The organism is Sphingomonas sp. SORGH_AS_0438 (assembly GCF_031453475.1).
In the GTDB taxonomy this organism is placed as follows: Bacteria; Pseudomonadota; Alphaproteobacteria; order Sphingomonadales; family Sphingomonadaceae; genus Sphingomonas.
The window spans coordinates 1,928,671-1,946,106 of sequence record NZ_JAVIZS010000001.1 but is presented as its reverse complement, the minus strand read 5'-3'; the positions used below and the strand labels follow the sequence as shown (position 1 = coordinate 1,946,106).

Here is a 17,436-nt window from a genome sequence, read left to right as displayed (position 1 = left end):
GCCTAACGCTTGCCGGGGCCGCCGCGATCCCGCAAAGCGAAAACATGTCCGCTTATCCCGCCCTTCGTCTTCGCCGCACCCGTGCCTCCGCCTGGAGCCGCCGGCTCCATGCCGAGACGGTGCTGACCCCCGCCGACCTGATCTGGCCGCTGTTCATCGCGGAAGGGGACGGGGTGGAGGAGCCGATCGCGGCGCTGCCCGGCGTCTCGCGCTGGTCGGTCGACGGCATCGTCGCGCGCGGGCGCGAGGCGCGCGACCTGGGCATTCCCTGCGTCGCGCTGTTCCCCAATACGCCGCACCATCTGCGCAGCGATGACGGCGCGGAAGCGCTCAACCCGGACAACCTCATGTGCCGGGCGATCCGCGCGTTGAAGGACGCGGTGCCCGAGATCGGCGTGCTGACCGACGTCGCGCTCGATCCCTATACCACCCATGGTCATGACGGGCTGGTCGATGCGGCCGGCTATGTCGTCAACGACCGCACCGCCGACGCGCTGGTGCAACAGGCGCTGAACCAGGCGCACGCCGGGTCGGACATCGTCGCCCCCTCCGACATGATGGACGGCCGCATCGGTCTGATCCGGAGTGCGCTGGAGGGCGAGGGGCATGTCAACGTCCAGATCATGAGCTATGCCGCCAAATATGCCTCCGCCTTCTACGGCCCGTTTCGCGACGCGGTCGGCAGCCGGGGCCTGCTGAAGGGCGACAAGAAGAGCTACCAGATGGACAGCGCCAATGCCGAGGAGGCACTGCGCGAGGTCGCGCTCGACCTGGCGGAGGGGGCGGACACGGTGATGGTGAAGCCGGGCCTGCCATATCTGGACATCATCCAGCGGGTGAAGACGCGGTTCGAGGTGCCGGTGTTCGCCTATCAGGTGTCCGGCGAATATGCGATGATCGAGGCGGCGGTCGCGGCCGGGGCGGGGGAGCGCGACGCGCTGGTGATGGAGACGCTGATGGCGTTCAAGCGCGCCGGCTGTTCGGGCGTGCTGACCTATCACGCCGCCCAGGCCGCGCGGCTGATGGGCGCGTGATCGAGACCGAACGGCTGCTGCTGCGCGGCTGGCGCGAGGCGGATCTCGCCCCCTTCCACGCCATGGGCCAGGATGCGGAGGCGATGCGCTATCTGGGCCCGCCGACCAGCCGCGACGAGACGCGCTGGACGCTCAACCGCGCCCAGGCCTGCCAAGCCGAACATGGCCATTGCCAATGGGCGATCGAGCGCAAGTCCGATGGCGCGTTCCTGGGCTATTGCGGATTGAAGCCCGGCGACGCGCCGATGCGCGGCGAGATCGAGATCGGCTGGCAGATCGACCGGCGCGTCTGGGGGCGCGGCTATGCGCGCGAGGCGGCGGCGGCGAGCATCGCCTGGGGCTGGCGCAATCTGGCGGTGCCGAGCATCGCCGCCGTCACCGTGCCCGCCAACCGGCGCAGCTGGGGGCTGATGGAGCGGCTGGGCATGGTGCGCTTTCCCGAGGAGGATTTCCGCTATCCCGACCTGACGCCCGGCGAGCCGCCGCGCGCCCATATCCTCTATCGCATCGCGCGGCCCGGCCTGTGGCGACGCGCCGCATGATGACGGAGGGGGGCGGGACGGACCGGAGGCGGATCGACGGATGGCTGTTCGTCCTGACGATCCTGACCGGCTCCTTCCTGCTGTTCCTGGTCCAGCCGATGGTGGCGCGCATGGCCTTGCCCCGGCTGGGCGGCGCGCCGGCGGTGTGGAACTCGGCGATGCTGGTCTATCAGGCGCTGCTGCTCGGCGGCTATGCCTATGCCCATGCGCTGGCCCGGGCGCGACCGCGCGTGCAGGCGGCGATCCATCTCGGCCTGTTGCTGCTGGCGGCCTTGTGGCTGCCGATCGGCCTGGCCGCGATCCAGATCCCGGCGGCGGGTCAGCCCGCGCTCTGGGCGCCATGGCTGCTGCTCGTCTCGATCGGGCCGCTCTTCTTCGCGGTCGCGGCGCAGGCCCCCCTGGTGCAACGCTGGTTCAGCCTGGCGAGCGGCGGCCGCGATCCCTATGCGCTCTACGCCGCCTCCAATCTCGGGAGCTTCGCCGGACTGATCGCCTATCCGCTGCTGGTCGAGCCGCTGATGGCAGTGCATCGGCAGAGCGTGTTGTGGAGCGGCGGCTATGCGCTGCTGATCCTGCTGGTCGCCGCTTGTGCGACGCTGCTGCCGCGCAAGGCGGTGGCGGTGGACGTGGCGGCGGCGGGGCCGGTCAGTCGCCCGGCCGGGGCCCGCAGGATCGCCTATTGGATCGCGCTCAGCTTCGTGCCGTCGGGGCTGATGCTGGCGACCTCCACCTATATCACCACCGACATCGTCGCGATGCCGCTGCTCTGGGTGCTGCCGCTCGGCCTCTATCTGCTCAGCTTCAGCGTCGCCTTCGCCACCGATCGCTCGGTCGCGGACCTGCTGACCCGCATCGCCCCGATGACGATCCTGCTGTTCGGCGGCGTGATGATGGGCGGCTATCAGGCGCGCGCCGGGATCAACCTGCTGGTCGCCCTCGCGCTGCTCTTCATGGCGTCGGTGGCGCTGCACACCGCGCTCTACCGCGTGCGACCCGCGCCCGACCGGCTGACCGGCTTCTATCTGGCGATGGCGTTCGGCGGCGCCCTGGGCGGGGTGTTCGCCGGGCTGGTCGCGCCGGTGCTGTTCGACTGGACCTATGAATATCCGCTGCTGATCCTGGCGGCGGGGGCGCTGGCCCCGTCGCTGTACCTGACCGGCTCGCTGCGCGCGATCTGGACCGGGCCGGCGCGCCTCGCCGCCTATGCCATGGTGATCGCGGCGATGCTGCTGCTGGTCCTGCTCCAGGCCTATGGCCCGGACGGGCTAGCCGGCGAGGCCCATCGCGGACCGATCTTCGTCGTCATCGCCGTGGTCGGGCTGATGGCGATGGGCCGGCGGCTGGCATATGGCCTGGTGCTGGCGACCGCGCTGATGCTGTTCGGCGGCTTCCGCTCGCTCGAACTCTCGGCGCAGCCGGGGGCGCGGACACGCAGCTATTTCGGCGTCTATACCGTGCGCGGTACGTCGCGCATCCGCGAGCTGGACCATGGCACCACCGTCCATGGCATCCAGCTGATCGGCAGCCCGACCCGCGAGCGGACGCCGACCACCTATTACGCCCCCGGCTCCGGCGTGGGACTGGCGATGACCGCGCTGCCGGACCTGTACGGCCCGTATGCGCGGGTCGGGGTGGTGGGGCTCGGCACCGGCACGCTGGCCTGCTATGCGGGTGGGGGACAGGACTGGCGCTTCTACGAAATCGATCCGGCGGTGGTCCGGATCGCGCGCGATACCGGGCAGTTCACCTATCTCAGCCGCTGCCTGCCCGATCCGACGATTCGGCTGGGCGATGCCCGGATCAACATCGCGCGGGAGCGGACCGGCTCGCTCGACCTGCTGGCGCTCGACGCCTTTTCTTCGGACTCGGTGCCGGCGCATCTGATGACGCGCGAGGCATTCGCCAGCTATGCGCGCGTGCTGGCCCCGCGCGGCCTGCTGATGGTCCATATCTCCAACCGCTATCTCGACCTGGAACCGGTGGTCGCGGCGGTGGCCGATGCCGGTGGCTGGCAGGGCGCAGTGATGAACTATCACCCGTCGCCGCTCGATCCCGATGCCACCGCCTCGCTCTGGGTCGCGCTGTCCCGCGATCCGGCGACGCTGGCGGCGTTGCGGACGCGCCATTCCGAATGGCGGCCGATGCGCCGCCGGCCGGGCCTGTCGGCGTGGACCGACGATTATTCGACCATATTGCCACTGCTGAAAGGCTTCTGACGGTCCTGCCCGCCTTCTCGGCCCGATGGCGGGCGCGTTGGGCGGTGGCCCGAGACGCCTGCCGCCAGCCATATCCATCGCGTCGATCGACCGAGCCGCTGCCCGGTCGCGTTGATCCTGGTCACCCCGGAACCGTGTGACATGACTCCATTTCGCTGTCCGTCATACATAAGGGGATTGCGGGACGAGCGTGGTACACTGCTCGATACAGGCTTGACCCGCCGTGCAAATATAGAGCGATAGGTCAGCCAATTTAACCGAATTTCACTTCAATTCCGCTTAAACATCTTCGAAGGAAATGAAATTCTGGCCGCCGTCACCAGCGACCAAACGCGCGTCCTACAATGGGTCATTGCATCGACCTCCGGGGGGACTACGTGAAAATTTCGCCGCGCCTGCTTGCCACCACCTCGACGCTCGCCACCAGCCTCTTCCTGAGCGGTATCGCCTATGCCGCGCCCGGCGACCCGATCATCAACGACGGCGGCAGCGCCAAGGGCGAGATGGTGCAGGGGTCGCGCAGCGTCGGCAGCGACGATCAGAAGACCGTCTACACCAATTACTACACCGAGGGCGGCGCGGGCAGCGGCGGCGGCGCGGGGCTGGGCGGCGTGTTCTTCGTCGACCAGAATGCGAAGCTGACGCTGCGCAACGTCGAGATGCTGAGCAACAGCGTCAAGGGCGGCGAGGGCGGCAGCGTCGGCTTCGTGTCGTTGAGCGATCTGAATATCAACCTGCCGACGCTGTCGATCAATGCCGATCCGATTCAGGTCCTGGGGGTCACGCCGACGATCTCCGTTGCCGACAATGGCGACCTCGTCATCACTGGCGCGAAGATGGGCGGTGCGAACAGCGTGATCGGCGTCGGTGCGGGCGTCAGCTTCGGGACCCTGGCGGCCGGTGGCAAGATCGCGACCATCGACGGATCCGACGTCACCTTCGCGACTCCGGTGACGGTCGCCAGCTCGGCAATCAAGCAGGCGGTGATCGACACCGCCCAGTACAGCGCGATCCCGACCGGCACCAAGGGTAAGGACACGCTGGCCCTCAACGGGTCGCTATCGATGTCCGACATCCAGCAGGGCATGGTGGTCGTCGGCGCCGGCATCGCCGCCGGCACGACCATCACCGATGTGGTCTATGACGCCGACAAGAAGGTGACCTCGGTCAAGCTGAGCACGGCGGTGACCGCCAACGTCACCGATTTCAAGGTGGTGACGGTCCGCTCCTTCGATGCCGCGCGGTTTCAGCAGGTCGGATCGGATACGATCAAGCCGATGGGCGTGCTGCCGGGGCTGATGGCGGGCATGACCGTGACCGGAGAGGGCATCCCGGACGGCACCACCATCAAGTCGGTCGAGAGTGACGGCACCATCGTCTTCTCCAACACCGTTGCGCCAACGGCGGGCTTCAAGGCAGGCACCACTGGGGCAGCGGTCGGTTCCGCCATTCTAAACCTGTCGTCGGAACGCAGCGACCTCGCCGTCGGCATGGCGGTGAGCGGCGACGGTATACCCAACGGCACGAAGATCACCGCGATCGACGGCAATGCGATCACCCTCAGCAATGCGGTGACGTCCGCCGCGGCGGCGAAGATCGAAGACAACACGTTCGTCGCATCCTTCGGTCGCGTTCTCAGCAACAGCGGCAACACCTTGCAGCTGGCCTCCGTCGACGGGGTGAAGATCGGTGCTTTGCTGAGCGGTACGGGGGTGCCCGCCAATGCCGTCGTGACCGGGATCGACAGCGCCAGCAAGACCGTTTCCTATCGCATCAATCCGAGCGCGGCACAGCTCTCGACCGGCGGTGCGATGAACGGGCTGGCGGCGATCGGGACGATCGGTTCGGGTGGCTCCAACGGCAAGAACGGCAGCTCGTTCAACGCGGCGCTCAGCAATGGCGAGGGCCAGCCGGGCCTGAGCGGCGGCAAGGCTGGCGCCGGTCGAGGCAGTGCGGGCGGGGCTGGCGGCAATGGCGGCTCCGGTTCGTCGGGCATGCCGTTCAACACCGATCTGAATCGGGCCATTACGGCCCTGACCATCGATGCGATCAACGACACTGCCGAGGCTGCGGCTTCTTTCTCCAGCTGGTCCTTTGCCATGGCCTTCGTGAAGGTGGGGCAGGTCGTCAAGGATTGGGTCGAAGTCGGCATCACCGCGGCGCAGCTGGGCAAATGGGTCACCGACCTGAACAACGGTACGGTGGCGCTCGGCGGCAATGGCGGTGTCGGCGGGGCCGGTGGCGCGGGTGACACCTTCTACGGCGGTGGTGCCGGCGGCAAGGGCGGCAATGGCGGCAGCGGTGCGCGTTCCTATACCGAGGGTGGCACCGGCGGCGATGGCGGTGCGGGCGGCGACGGCGGCTTCGGTGCGGGCGGCGGTGCGGGCGGTTCAGCCGGCCATGGCGGCCGGACCGGCAACGCGCCCGATGGCGCGGATGGATCGGGCGGTAGGGCCGGCTTTGGCGGCGGCGTGGGCACCAGCGGCGATGGCACGGGCGGCGGCGGCGGCTCGGGCTTCGGCGGCGCGATCTTCGTGCGCAAGGGCGGCACGCTGCTGATCGCGGGCGATGCGCTGTTCCGCAACAACGCCGCGCTATCGGGTTCCTCGAACAATAATGGGGTCGCCGGCAATGCGGCGGGCAGCGACCTGTTCATGATGCGGGACAGCAATGTCACCCTGTCGCCGGGACAGGGTCGGACGATCCGCTTCGAAGGGTCGATCGGCGACGACAGCGCCGCGACCTATCGCAACGCGGCCTATGCGGCGGGGGCGGGCGCCAGCCTGCAGGTGACCGGCGGCGGCCTGGTCCAGTTGGCAGGCACCAACACCTATAGCGGCACGACCTATATCGGTGGTGCGACGGTGCAGGCGACGGACGGCGTCGGCATCCATCGCGACAGCCACATCACCTTCAACGGCGGCGGCACGATCGGCACGCTGACAGAGGAGAATGGCGGCACCTGGCTGACCAGCGGCATCATCAACCGCCGCGTCGGTTCGCTGCCGCACCAGATCAGCTGGGCGGGCAGCGGCGGCTTCGCGGCCGGCGACGACGGGCTGGTGCTCAATTTCGGCGCGCTCGACGGCGCGACCGGGCAGACGCTGAACTGGAACGCCAACGGCTTCGTCACCGCCGGATCGACGCTGCTCTTCGGCTCGACCTATGGCACGGGCGAAGTGAAGCTGATCAACGCGGTCGACCTGAACGGGCTGACCGGGCGGATCGCGGTCTATGACAATGCGGCGGTCTCGACCGACCATGCGGTGCTGGCGGGCAGGTTCAGCAATGGCAGCCTGATCGTCAACGATACGGGTTATACGGGCACCGCCTATTTCACCGCGCAGAACAGCCTGAACGCGCTGACCGTCAACAACGGCCTGGTGTCGACCAAGTGGAACGGCACCGTCGGCCGGATGATGGATGCGGTGGCTGGCGGTGCGCTGACCGTCAATGGCGGCACCGTGGACCTCTATGGCGCCGAGAAGATGACCGACGTGGCGGTCAAGGAAAAGGGCACGCTGATCGCCCGTGACGCGCTCACCGCCCGGACGGTGGAAACCAGCGGGAAGGTTCGTGTCGAGGGTGCGGCGACGATCGACACCTTGAAGCTTACGGCCGGCGGGCAGGCGATGTTCGCTGGCGGCTACACGGGTAACGATATCGTCAATGCCGGCGAACTGACATTGTCCGGCGCGTCGAACATCGACAAGGTGACGAACGTCCCGGGTGCGTGGCTGGTGCAAGATGGTGCTCTGTCCGCCACGTCGCATATCGACAATGCGGGGATCTGGGCACTGGGCGGCACGCTGACCGCCCCGGTCGTGGTGCAGAACGGCCTGATGCTGGTCATGGGGACGATCGCTGACCAGGTCGAGACGGCGGCGACGCGGACCATCCACACCCAGCAGTTCAGCGGCAACGCGGGAAGCAATGTCGGTCTCGGCGGCCTGAACGGCACGACCGCCAATACTCTGGTGATCGACCAGTCGGGCGACAGCCAATATGCCGGCATCTTCACCGGCGCGGGCAATCTGGCGAAGGACGGTACGGGGACGCTGACGCTGACCGGCCATAACGATTTCACCGGCACGCTGAAGGTTTCGGCCGGTACGCTCGACACGACCGGCGGCGGCACCTTCGCCAATTCGGTCGCGATCACGGTCGATGCCCTGGCGACGCTCAAGATCGGCACCGACGATGACATCGCGATGCTGAAGAATGCCGGCATCACCCATATCCAGGCGATGTGGGGCATGACCGGCCTGGAGAATAGCGGCACGCTCGACCTGATCGGGACGCTGAAGGTGGCCGACAAGGCCGCCAATGCGGCCACGGGCGCGATCGGTGTCGCCCAGGGCGCGAAGGCAAGCTTTGGGCAGTTCGCCAATGCCGGCAAGACCAAGGTGGCCGGGACGCTGGCGGTGGCCGGCGGCGCGACCAACGATGCAAGTGGTATGATCGACATCGCCGCGGCGGCCAGCGCGACCTTCCGCCAGCTGGCCAATGCCGGCGCGCTGGACAATGCCGGTACGCTGCTGGTCTCCGGTCAGTTGCACAATCAGGCCGGCGGCGTCGCGCTGCTGATGCCGGGTGCGAGCAACCAGGCGGGGACGCTGGTGAACGAGGGCATGATCCAGGCGGCCTCGGCGCTGACGGTGCTGGGCGATTATGTCCAGAATGCCGGCAGTCTGTCGACCACGGCCTCGCTCGACACCGGCTCGCTGTCGGGCACGGGCGGCGCCATCAAGTTGGGCGCGACCAACCGCTTCACCGTGATCCAGTCGCATGACGGCGCCTATGCCGGCACGATCGGCGGTGCGCAGGCGTCGATGGTCAAGCAGGGCGACGCGGTGCTGTCGCTGACCGGCCAGCCGGGCAGCTTCTCGGTCGCCAGCCTGACGGTCGAGAAGGGCGGCGTGGTCGTCACCGGCACCGACAGCTTCGGCGCGGTTGACGGGGCGGATGCCTATACGCAGCTGACGGTAGCGCAGCCCGCCGGCTTCACCGCGCAAGGCCGCATCCGCACCGGCGACGTGACCAATGCCGGACAGGCGCTGTTCCAGGGTGATGCCCGGACGCAGGGCTTCCTCAACCAGGCGAGCGGCACGGTGTGGACGCAAGGCGCGACCAGCGCGACCGGCGTCGACAATGAAGGCCGTTGGTATCTGGGCGGCGACCTGACCGCGCCGACCGTGGTGCAGAACGGCACGATGACCGTGACCGGGGCGATTGCCGACAACACGGAGACCGTGGCGACGCGGACCATCCACACCGCCATGTTCAGCGGCAATGCCGCCGGCGTGGTCGGGCTGGGCGGGATCGGCGGCACGCTGGGCCATACACTGGTGATCGACCAGTCGGGCGACAGCCGCTATGCCGGCATCTTCACCGGCGCGGGCAATCTGGTGAAGACCGGCGCGGGCAATCTCAACCTGACCGGCGCGAACAGCGCGACCGGCACGCTGACCGTGGCGAACGGCACGCTGGACACGACGGGCGGCGGCACCTTCGCCGATGTGGTGGCGGCGACCGTCGACGCGCCGGCGACGCTGGTGATCGGCACCGACGACACGATCCTGTCGCTGGCCAATGCCGGCACGACCCGGATCACGGCGGCCTCGACCATGGCGGCCCTGAATAACACCGGCCGTGTCGATGTGTCGGGCGGGCTGACCGTGACCACCGGCGTTGCCAACCTGACGACTGGCGGGATCGGCATCGCATCGGGAGCCAAGGCGCTGCTGGCGCAAGTCGGCAATGCCGGCAGCATCGACAATGCCGGTGCGCTGACCGTCATCGGCGGCCTGGCCAATGCCTCGACCGGCACCATCCGCCTGGCGGCGGGTGCGAGCAACCAGGCGGGAACGCTGGTGAACGAGGGCGTGATCCAGGCGGTCTCGGCGCTGACGGTGCTGGGCGATTATGTCCAGAATGCCGGCAGCCTGTCGACGACGGCCTCGCTCGACACCGGCTCGCTGTCGGGCACGGGCGGCGCCATCACGCTGGGTTCGACCAACCGCTTCACCGTGATCCAGTCGCATGACGGCGCCTATGCCGGCACGATCGGCGGTGCGCAGGCGTCGATGGTCAAGCAGGGCGACGCGGTGCTGTCGCTGACCGGCCAGCCGGGCAGCTTCTCGGTCGCCAGCCTGACGGTCGAGAAGGGCGGCGTGGTCGTCACCGGCACCGACAGCTTCGGCGCGGTCGACGGGGCGGACACCTATACGCAGCTGACGGTGGCGCAGCCCGCCGGCTTCACCGCGCAACGCCGCATCCGCACCGGCGACGTGACCAATGCCGGGCAGGCGCTGTTCCAGGGTGACGTGAAGGCGGCGACCGTCGCCAACCAGGCCAGCGGCACGGTGGCGACGCTGGGCAATATCGCCGCCGGATCGGTGGCGAATGACGGCCGCTGGTCGCTGGGTGGCGACATGACTGCTGCGCAGCTCGTCCAGAACGGTATGCTGACCCTCACCGGTCCGCTGGCCAATGGCGTCGAAGTGGCCTCGGCGCGGACCATCAAGGTCGCCCGCTTCGGTGGCGCCGCCACCGGTGTCGTGTCGCTGGGCGGGGCGAGCGGTACGACCGTCCACAGCCTGACCCTCGATCAGTCCGATGCGGGGCTGTATGCCGGCACGTTCCAAGGGGCCGGCAATCTGATCAAGACCGGTGCGGGCGCGCTGACCCTGACCGGGAAGAACGGCTTTACCGGCACGTTGAAGGTGTCGGGCGGCACGATCGACACGACCGGTGGCGGCACCTTCGCCGACAGCCTGGTGGTGACGGTCGACGCGCCGGCCGCACTGGTGATCGGCACCGACGACATGATCGGGACGCTGGCCAATGCCGGTGCGACCCGGATCACGGCGGCCTCGACCATGGCGAGCCTGGGCAATACCGGTCAGGTTGCGGTCGAGGGCGGCCTGACCGTTACCGGCCAGACCAGCAATGCCGCGACGGGGACGGTGACGATCGCGCAAGGGGCCAGCGGCCGCTTCGCGCAGATCGCCAATGCCGGTACGCTCAGCAATGCCGGCAGCCTGCGGGTCGACGGGCTGGTCGACAACAGCTTCGTCGGCACGATGCTGCTGGCAGGGGGTGCGTCGAGCCGGTTCGGGTCGCTGACCAATGCCGGCTCAATCCAGGCCAATGGCGCGCTGACGGTCGACGGTGCCTATGTCCAGAATGCCGGTACGCTGTCGGCCGGGGCCGATCTGGCCACGGGGTCGCTGTCGGGCCAGGGCGGCACCATCGCACTGACCAACGGGGCCGGCTACGCCCTGAACCAGACCGTGGACGGCCGCTATGCCGGTTCGATCACCGGCACCGGCTCGACGCTGGTGAAGACCGGCGCAGGCACGCTGACCCTGAACGGCCAGGCGGGCAGCTTCGCCACCGGCACGCTGCTGATCCGGGTCGGTACGGTCGCGGTCGATGGCGCGGGCATATTGGGCCAGGCGCTGAAGGTCGACATCGCCAAGGAGGCGGGCCTGACCCTGGTCCGCGGCGACCAGACGATCAGCAACCTGACCGGATCCGGCACGCTGGCGCTGAACGGCAACAACCTGACCCTGGCCAATGGCGGCACCTTCTTCGGCACCGTCACCGGCACCGGCAATGTCCGCCTGACCACCGGCGCGTTCGAACTGACCAACAGCATCGACGCGCAGAGGGGCACGTTCGAGGTGCTGGCCGACAGCACCATGAACGTGAAGGCGACCGGTACGCTGACCGCGCCGACGATCGCCGTGATCGGCCGGATGAACGTCGAGGGCAGCGCCACCGCCACCACGACCACCGTGTCCAATGGCGGCATCCTGCATCTGGGTGAGGCATCGACCGGCAAGGCGGGTTCGCTTGCCACCACCACGCTGACCGTCGCGAGCGGCGGCCAGCTGACCGGCAATGGCAGCGTGACCGGTACGACGACGATCGGCGGCACGTCGTCGGGCATGGTACGTCCCGGCAACTCGCCCGGCACCATGACCTTCGCCAACCTGACGCTGGATGCCCAATCGGGCGCGGTGATGGAGATCGAGGGGGCGGCCGGCGCGGGCCTGTCGGCGGCGCAGGGCGGCTATGACCATATCACGGTCACCGGCACGCTGACGCTGAAGCCCGGATCGACGCTGGTGCTGGCCAATTCGACCGGTTTCCAGCCGGCGCTGGGCCAGGCGATCAACATCTTCGGCGTGAAGCCGGGGGCGGTGTCCGGCATGTTCGGCACGGCGACCAGCGCGTTCCGCAACGCCGTGGCGTTCAACCTGTCGACCGGCAACGTCGTCGGGCTGGGGGCGAATGCCGACCAGTTCGTCACCCGAGTGGCGCGGACGCCGAACGCGCAGGCGATGATCGACCAGTTGCGCGTCAACCGCACCGGTGGCGTCGACCAGTATCGCGGCGGCCGCCTGATCGAACAGGTCGCCGGCGCGCTGGCGACGGGCAACGACCGGGCGGTGCGGGACAGCTTCGATCGTGCTTCGCCCGAGGTCTATGCCGGCCTGGTCGAGCATCAGAAACTGTCGATGCTGAACAACACGGTCGAGCTGGGCGGATACGGCGCGCTGCGCGACCGGGCGGTCTATGTCACCGGCTCGATCGGTCACGATCAGGTCAAGAGCGCTGCCGATGCGGATTATATCCGCTTCAAGAGCCAGGATCGCCGCTTCAACCTGGGCGTCGCGGCGGAGATCCCGCAGGCGAAGGTCCAGGTCTCCTATGGGTCGGTCAACGGGCGGGTGACCAGCGCCTATATGAACGGCAAGGCCCGGGGCGACCAGTTCGGGGTCGGCGTATCGGCCCCGGTCGCGGCGGACGGCGCGCTTCGCATCATGGGTCGGTTCAGCCATGGCGATTACGACCTGACCGGCACCCGCGTCACCAATGCCGGCCTGGCGTCGTTCGGCACGGTGAAGGGCAAGGCAACCGTCTATGGCGGCGGCGTGGAGTATTTCACGCTCGGCAAGCGGACCAGCCTGGATGCCTCGGTCGAGCTGCTCCAGGTGCTCAGCAAGGTCCGCTCCTTCGGCGAGACCGGCGTGGATGCGCTGACGGCATTGTCGGTCCGTGCGCAGCGGGACAATGTCACGGTGCTGCGGGCGCGCCTGACCGCGGGCTATATGGTGCGGCCGAACTGGCAGGGCTTCGCCCGGATCGGCGTCGACCATGAACTGTCGGAAGCCCTGCCGGGCGTGACCGCGAATGTGATCTCCGAGGATGCGGCCTTCACCGTCCGCGCCAAGGGCCTGCCGAATACACGCCTGCGCGTCGGCCTGGGTACGCAGGTCGATCTGAACCCGCGCATGGCCTGGCGCCTGGAGGGCGATGTCGGCAACTCGTCGACTTACGGCGTGAAGACCAGCATCGCGCTGCGCTTCTGACGCCAAGCCGGTCGCGACGCGGCCGGGGACGAAAGGGGACCGCATCCGCGCGCGCGGGTGCGGTCCCCATCGCGTTCATGGGGTAGGTGAGAACCAGATCGTCCGTCGCCGCCGTGCCGATGATCCACGCCGGTCGGGACGTGCCTAGCGTTCCTCATGCACCATGTGGAGCGCGACCAGCCGGGCGAGCAGCGTCGCCGGGAAGAGCTGGCCGATCACCGCCTCCAGATTGGCGAGGCTGCGGGTCAGGGGCTCGGTCGGCACGATATCGCCGAAGCCGGTCGTGGTCAGCGTCGTCAGACTGAAATAGGTGAAGACGGCGGACAGGCCGTCGCGGCCATGGCCGTGCAGGTTGGTGCCGGTGAAGGCCCCCGGCGCATACATGGCGATCGCGCCATAGGCGATGGCGAACAGCGCCGCGATGTTGAGATAGAGCAGCACCGCTCCCCCGGATGCGGTGCATGGTGACGCGCCGTCCGGCGGCGAAGACGTGATGCGCCACCACGCCCGTCACCGCGCCGTTGAACACGAAGGAGACCAGCGCGATCGCCTCATGCTGCTGGACCGAGTCGAGTTGCAGCGAGGCGGAGACCAGATGCCCGAACAGCGGCCAGGCGGTGAGCAGCGCCAGGCAGCCGAGCGTCACCAGCTGCAACAGCCGGTGCCGGGTCAGCACCGTCACGCACAATATGGCGAAGGCCAGGTGGCAGATGTCGAGCAGGGTCCGCCCCAGCGCGCCCCGCTGTGCCAGCGGGATCATGACGAACAGGGTGAGGCATTGCAGGACGAGCAGGGCGGAGAGGCAATGGTCGACGCGCTGGTCGCGATCCATGATCCAATGCATGAACGTCGGTCCGCTGACGATGGGGTCGGGCGACTAGGCCGGCGCGGCTGAACGATCCATGACCGAACGTAGACAGGGCCGGCCTCGCGGCCGACCCTGTCCGTCATTCCCGAAAGAGGCGGTCGCGGATCAGAAGCGACCGCGGATGCCGACCAGCAGGGTGCGGCCCGGCTGATACTGGTTGAAGGTCGCGTTGGGGAACTGGAAGTAGCTCGACTGGGCTTCCTTGGTGATGTTGATCACGTTGACGACCAGGGTCGGCATGTAGCTGTTGCCGAACACCTTGCCGAGGTCGAGATTGCCCGAGAAATCGAGCTGGCCGTAATCGCGGCCGAAGATCGCCGCATTGGGCAGGCCGTTCTGGTTGAGGCCCGACGCCTGCGACCCCTCGTTGAACGTGTAGGTCAGACGTGCCGACAGGCCGTGCCCTTCATAATAGCCGGTCGCCGTATAGGTGGTCGGCGCGACGCCGAGCGCGATGGCCGGCGCACCGGTGCCTTCGCCCTTCTGGTCGATCAGCGTCAGATTGCCCTGCACGCCGAAGCCGGTGACGCCGATAAATTGGGTCAGGAAGTCGAGCGGCTGGGTGACCTGGAACTCCAGGCCGTTGACCTTCAGCTTGCCATTGGCGTTCACCTGCTGCTGGACCTGGACCAGCACCTGTTCGGGCGGGGTGCCGGCCGGTGCGCGCGAGGCGAGGGCGAGCTGCTGCGCCTGGGTCAGCGTGGCGAAGGTGATGCCATATTGCTCCAGCGTCGAGAAGGGCACGGTGGTCAGGCCGTTGACGGTGAAGCCGGTGATCGACTTGCGGAACGCCGCGAATGCGATCACGCCCTCGCCGCCGGTATAATATTCGAAGCCCAGGTCGATATTGTTCGAGATATAGGGATTGAGCGCGTTGTTGCCGAGATTGCCGACATCCGCCGAGGGCGAGGTGAAGGACGCGCCCGGCAGCAGCTGGTTCGGGTCCGGCCGGGTCATCGTGCGCGAGATCGAGCCACGCGCCACCGCCTTGTTGCCGAAGCTGTAGGCGACGCTCGCCGAGGGCAGGAAGTTGGAATAGAGGCGGTTCGTCTCGGCGAAGGCGACCGTGACCGGATAGCAGGAGCCGTCCAGCGCGAAGTTGTTGGCGGTGGAGCCGGGGCAGGTCACGCCGCCCCGCGTATTGCGCGGATCGGGGATGCTGGTGCGGCCGCCGACGATCTGCTGCGTGCGGACATAGCGGACGCCGGCATTGACGCGCAGCGTGTCGGTGTCGTTGACGTCGATGATGCCGTTGCCCTCGATGAAGGTGCCGGTCACCTTCTCGCGGATCAGGCCGCCATTGGCGCCGCTGGTGCCCGAACCCGTCTCCGTCGCGCCGGCAAGCAGCCTGTCATAGCCGGTCGCGGCCTTCACCTTGTTCCAGTCGACGGTGATGAAGCCGTTGTCGCCCGGCAGGAGGAAGGAGGGGACGAGCGCGGTCGGGATGATCGAGCCGCCATAGACGATCGGCTGGCCGCCGACCGTGAAGCCGGTGCCATAGGCGGGATAGGTCGGATAGCCGGCAGGCGGCACCGTGCCGGGCTGGTTCGCGCCGTCGCATAGTGGCTGGCGGTTCGGGCGCGGGCAGCAGCACGTTCGGGTTGTTGCCGCAGATCGCCGCCGACCAGGCATTGCTGTTGTCGAAGGGGCTGATCCGCCGCGACGTGTCGTCATAGGCCGCGCCGACGCGGACGCTGAATTTCTTCTCGTCGCCGAACAACAGGCTGCCGCGCACGCCCTTCGTCTCCGTCCGGCGCTCCTCGCCCGACAGCTGGACGCGACCGCCGCCCGCCCAGCCGAAATTGGCCGGGTTGTTCAGGTCGACATTGCTGGTGATCGTCGGGATGCCGCCGGTGTTCTGATAGGTGACGGTGGTGCCGCTGCTGGTCGGGGTGATGACCAGGAAGGTCGGGCTTTCGCGGCGGAAGTTGCTGCGCGTGTAATTGGCCTGCAGGTCGCCCTTGATGACGTCGTTGATGATGAACTCGGCGCCGGGGTTGACGCCCCAATAGTCCTGCTTGTCCTTGTACGGCCGATATTCGAGGAAGAACTGCGAATTGGCATAGGTACCGCCGGTGACCGTGCAGCCCGACGCGCAATCCGTCTTGTCATAGGTCGTATTGAGCGGGATCGCGGCGCCGTTGCGCACCGCCCAGTTCATCGCATTACGCGAGAATTCGGTGTCGCGCTTGGCGTACATGCCGTCGATATAGAAGTGGAAGGCGTCGCTCGGCCGCCATTCGGCCGAGACGAGGCCGTTATAGCGGGTGCGCTCGCCGATCTCGGTACGCGGACGGCCCAGGCGGGGCAGCAGGCCGTTGTCGATCTGCTCGATCGTCGCACCCGGATTGTTGCGCAGCAGGAACGCCTGGTCGATGACCGTGCCGGGCGTCAGGCCGTTGCCGGCATTGGCGGGCACGGTGCCGGGAATGGTGAAGTTGCCGCCGCCGGTCGCATTGCGCGTCGAACCCGTGTTCTGCGACGCGGTGAGGTTCGGATTGGTCCAGCCGATCGTCTCGAACCCGTCGACGCGGAAGCGGTTCTTCACCGCCGCGCCGCCGACCAGCAGGCCGAAATTGCCCGAGGTCATGCTGGCCAGCGCATAGCCGCGATAGCCCCATTTGTCGGCGCTGCTGACCTTCGACCCCTGAAGGCCGTAGCTGATATAGGGCTTGGGATTGTCGAACGGACGCGCCGAGCGCAGGTTGACCGTGCCGGCCGCGCCGCCCTCGATCTGGCTGGCGGTGGGCGACTTGCTGACGGTCAGCTGGGTGAACAATTCGGTCGGGATCAGGTCGAGATCGACCTCGCGATTGGTGCTCTGCGCGTCGAAGCGGACCGAGGCGATCGCGACCGGCGCGCCGTTCAGCAGCACGCGGGTGAAGTTGGTGCCGAGACCGCGGATCGCGACGTTCGCGCCTTCGCCGGTGACCTCGCGGCTGATCGTCACGCCGGGGATGCGGTTGACCGATTCGGCGATGTTGGTGTCGGGGAACTTGCCGATATCCTCGGCGAAGATCGTGTCGGTGAAGCCGATCGAATTCTTCTTCGCGTTGGTCTGGCTTTGCAGCGACGCGCGATATCCGGTGACGATGATGTCCTGGTTGCCGGTCGCGGACGGATCGGCGGGGGCCTGGTCGCTCGAGTCGATCTGGGTCGGCTGGGTATTGCTCGCGCCGTCCTGCGTGTTCGCGTCGGGCAGGGTGGTCGCGCTGCTGTTCGAGGAGGCGGTCGGGGCACCCGGCGTCGGCGCGACCTGCGCCAGGGCCGGCCAGGCCGACGTGCACAGCAACAGGGCCAGCGGCGTGTTCAGGCGACGCATTGGTGACGCGAGCTTCATGTCATTCCCCTCCTGAAGGCGGCCGTTTCATCCGGTCTGCCATTTTTCGATGG

8 protein-coding genes are annotated in these 17,436 nt (G+C 67.9%); 5 read left to right on the top strand and 3 right to left on the bottom strand.

Annotated features, from left to right (window positions below; genetic code table 11):
- The first annotated feature begins 44 nt into the window (after positions 1 to 44).
- The 4 genes from hemB (at position 45) to QE452_RS08955 (ending at position 13,175) form a co-directional block, all read left to right on the top strand.
- Positions 45 to 1,034 (top strand): porphobilinogen synthase, encoded by a 990-nt coding sequence (gene hemB, locus QE452_RS08970; RefSeq protein ID WP_309658108.1) that lies wholly within the window; start codon positions 45 to 47, stop codon positions 1,032 to 1,034.
- Positions 1,031 to 1,576: a GNAT family N-acetyltransferase gene (locus QE452_RS08965; RefSeq protein ID WP_125993977.1), complete on the top strand. Its 546-nt coding sequence runs from the start codon at positions 1,031 to 1,033 to the stop codon at positions 1,574 to 1,576. The genes hemB and QE452_RS08965 overlap by 4 nt, the downstream gene beginning before the upstream one ends.
- Positions 1,576 to 3,792: a hypothetical protein gene (locus tag QE452_RS08960; RefSeq protein WP_309658144.1), complete on the top strand. Its 2,217-nt coding sequence runs from the start codon at positions 1,576 to 1,578 to the stop codon at positions 3,790 to 3,792. Before QE452_RS08965 ends, QE452_RS08960 begins: the two co-directional genes overlap by 1 nt.
- A 377-nt stretch (positions 3,793 to 4,169) precedes the next feature.
- Positions 4,170 to 13,175 carry an autotransporter-associated beta strand repeat-containing protein gene (locus QE452_RS08955; protein WP_309729952.1) on the top strand — a complete coding sequence of 3,002 codons (9,006 nt, stop codon included), beginning with the start codon at positions 4,170 to 4,172 and terminating at the stop codon, positions 13,173 to 13,175.
- A gap of 144 nt (positions 13,176 to 13,319) precedes the next feature.
- On the opposite strand, the gene QE452_RS08950 is transcribed toward QE452_RS08955, so the two are convergent.
- Complete coding sequence (locus QE452_RS08950) at positions 13,320 to 13,616, bottom strand: ion channel (protein WP_309729950.1); 297 nt, start codon at positions 13,614 to 13,616, stop codon at positions 13,320 to 13,322.
- 112 nt (positions 13,617 to 13,728) lie between these two features.
- Between QE452_RS08950 and QE452_RS08945 the strand changes: the two genes are divergently transcribed.
- Positions 13,729 to 14,070 (top strand): hypothetical protein, encoded by a 342-nt coding sequence (locus QE452_RS08945; protein ID WP_309729947.1) that lies wholly within the window; start codon positions 13,729 to 13,731, stop codon positions 14,068 to 14,070.
- A gap of 78 nt (positions 14,071 to 14,148) precedes the next feature.
- Here QE452_RS08945 and QE452_RS08940 read toward each other — a convergent pair whose 3' ends face one another.
- The gene (locus tag QE452_RS08940; RefSeq protein ID WP_309730532.1) at positions 14,149 to 15,417 is read right to left on the bottom strand and encodes a TonB-dependent receptor domain-containing protein; all 1,269 of its coding nucleotides are present in this window, start codon (positions 15,415 to 15,417) and stop codon (positions 14,149 to 14,151) included.
- The gene (locus QE452_RS08935; RefSeq protein ID WP_309729944.1) at positions 15,395 to 17,383 is read right to left on the bottom strand and encodes a TonB-dependent receptor; all 1,989 of its coding nucleotides are present in this window, start codon (positions 17,381 to 17,383) and stop codon (positions 15,395 to 15,397) included. The genes QE452_RS08940 and QE452_RS08935 overlap by 23 nt, the downstream gene beginning before the upstream one ends.
- Between the last annotated feature and the right edge of the window lie 53 nt (positions 17,384 to 17,436).

Coding starts and splice junctions, on each gene's coding strand:
- hemB (WP_309658108.1), top strand. CDS start 45: ATGTCCGCTTATCCCGCCCTTCGTCTTCGCCGCACCCGTGCCTCCGCC.
- QE452_RS08960 (WP_309658144.1), top strand. CDS start 1,576: ATGACGGAGGGGGGCGGGACGGACCGGAGGCGGATCGACGGATGGCTG.
- QE452_RS08945 (WP_309729947.1), top strand. CDS start 13,729: ATGCTGCTGGACCGAGTCGAGTTGCAGCGAGGCGGAGACCAGATGCCC.
- QE452_RS08935 (WP_309729944.1), bottom strand. CDS start 17,383: ATGAAGCTCGCGTCACCAATGCGTCGCCTGAACACGCCGCTGGCCCTG.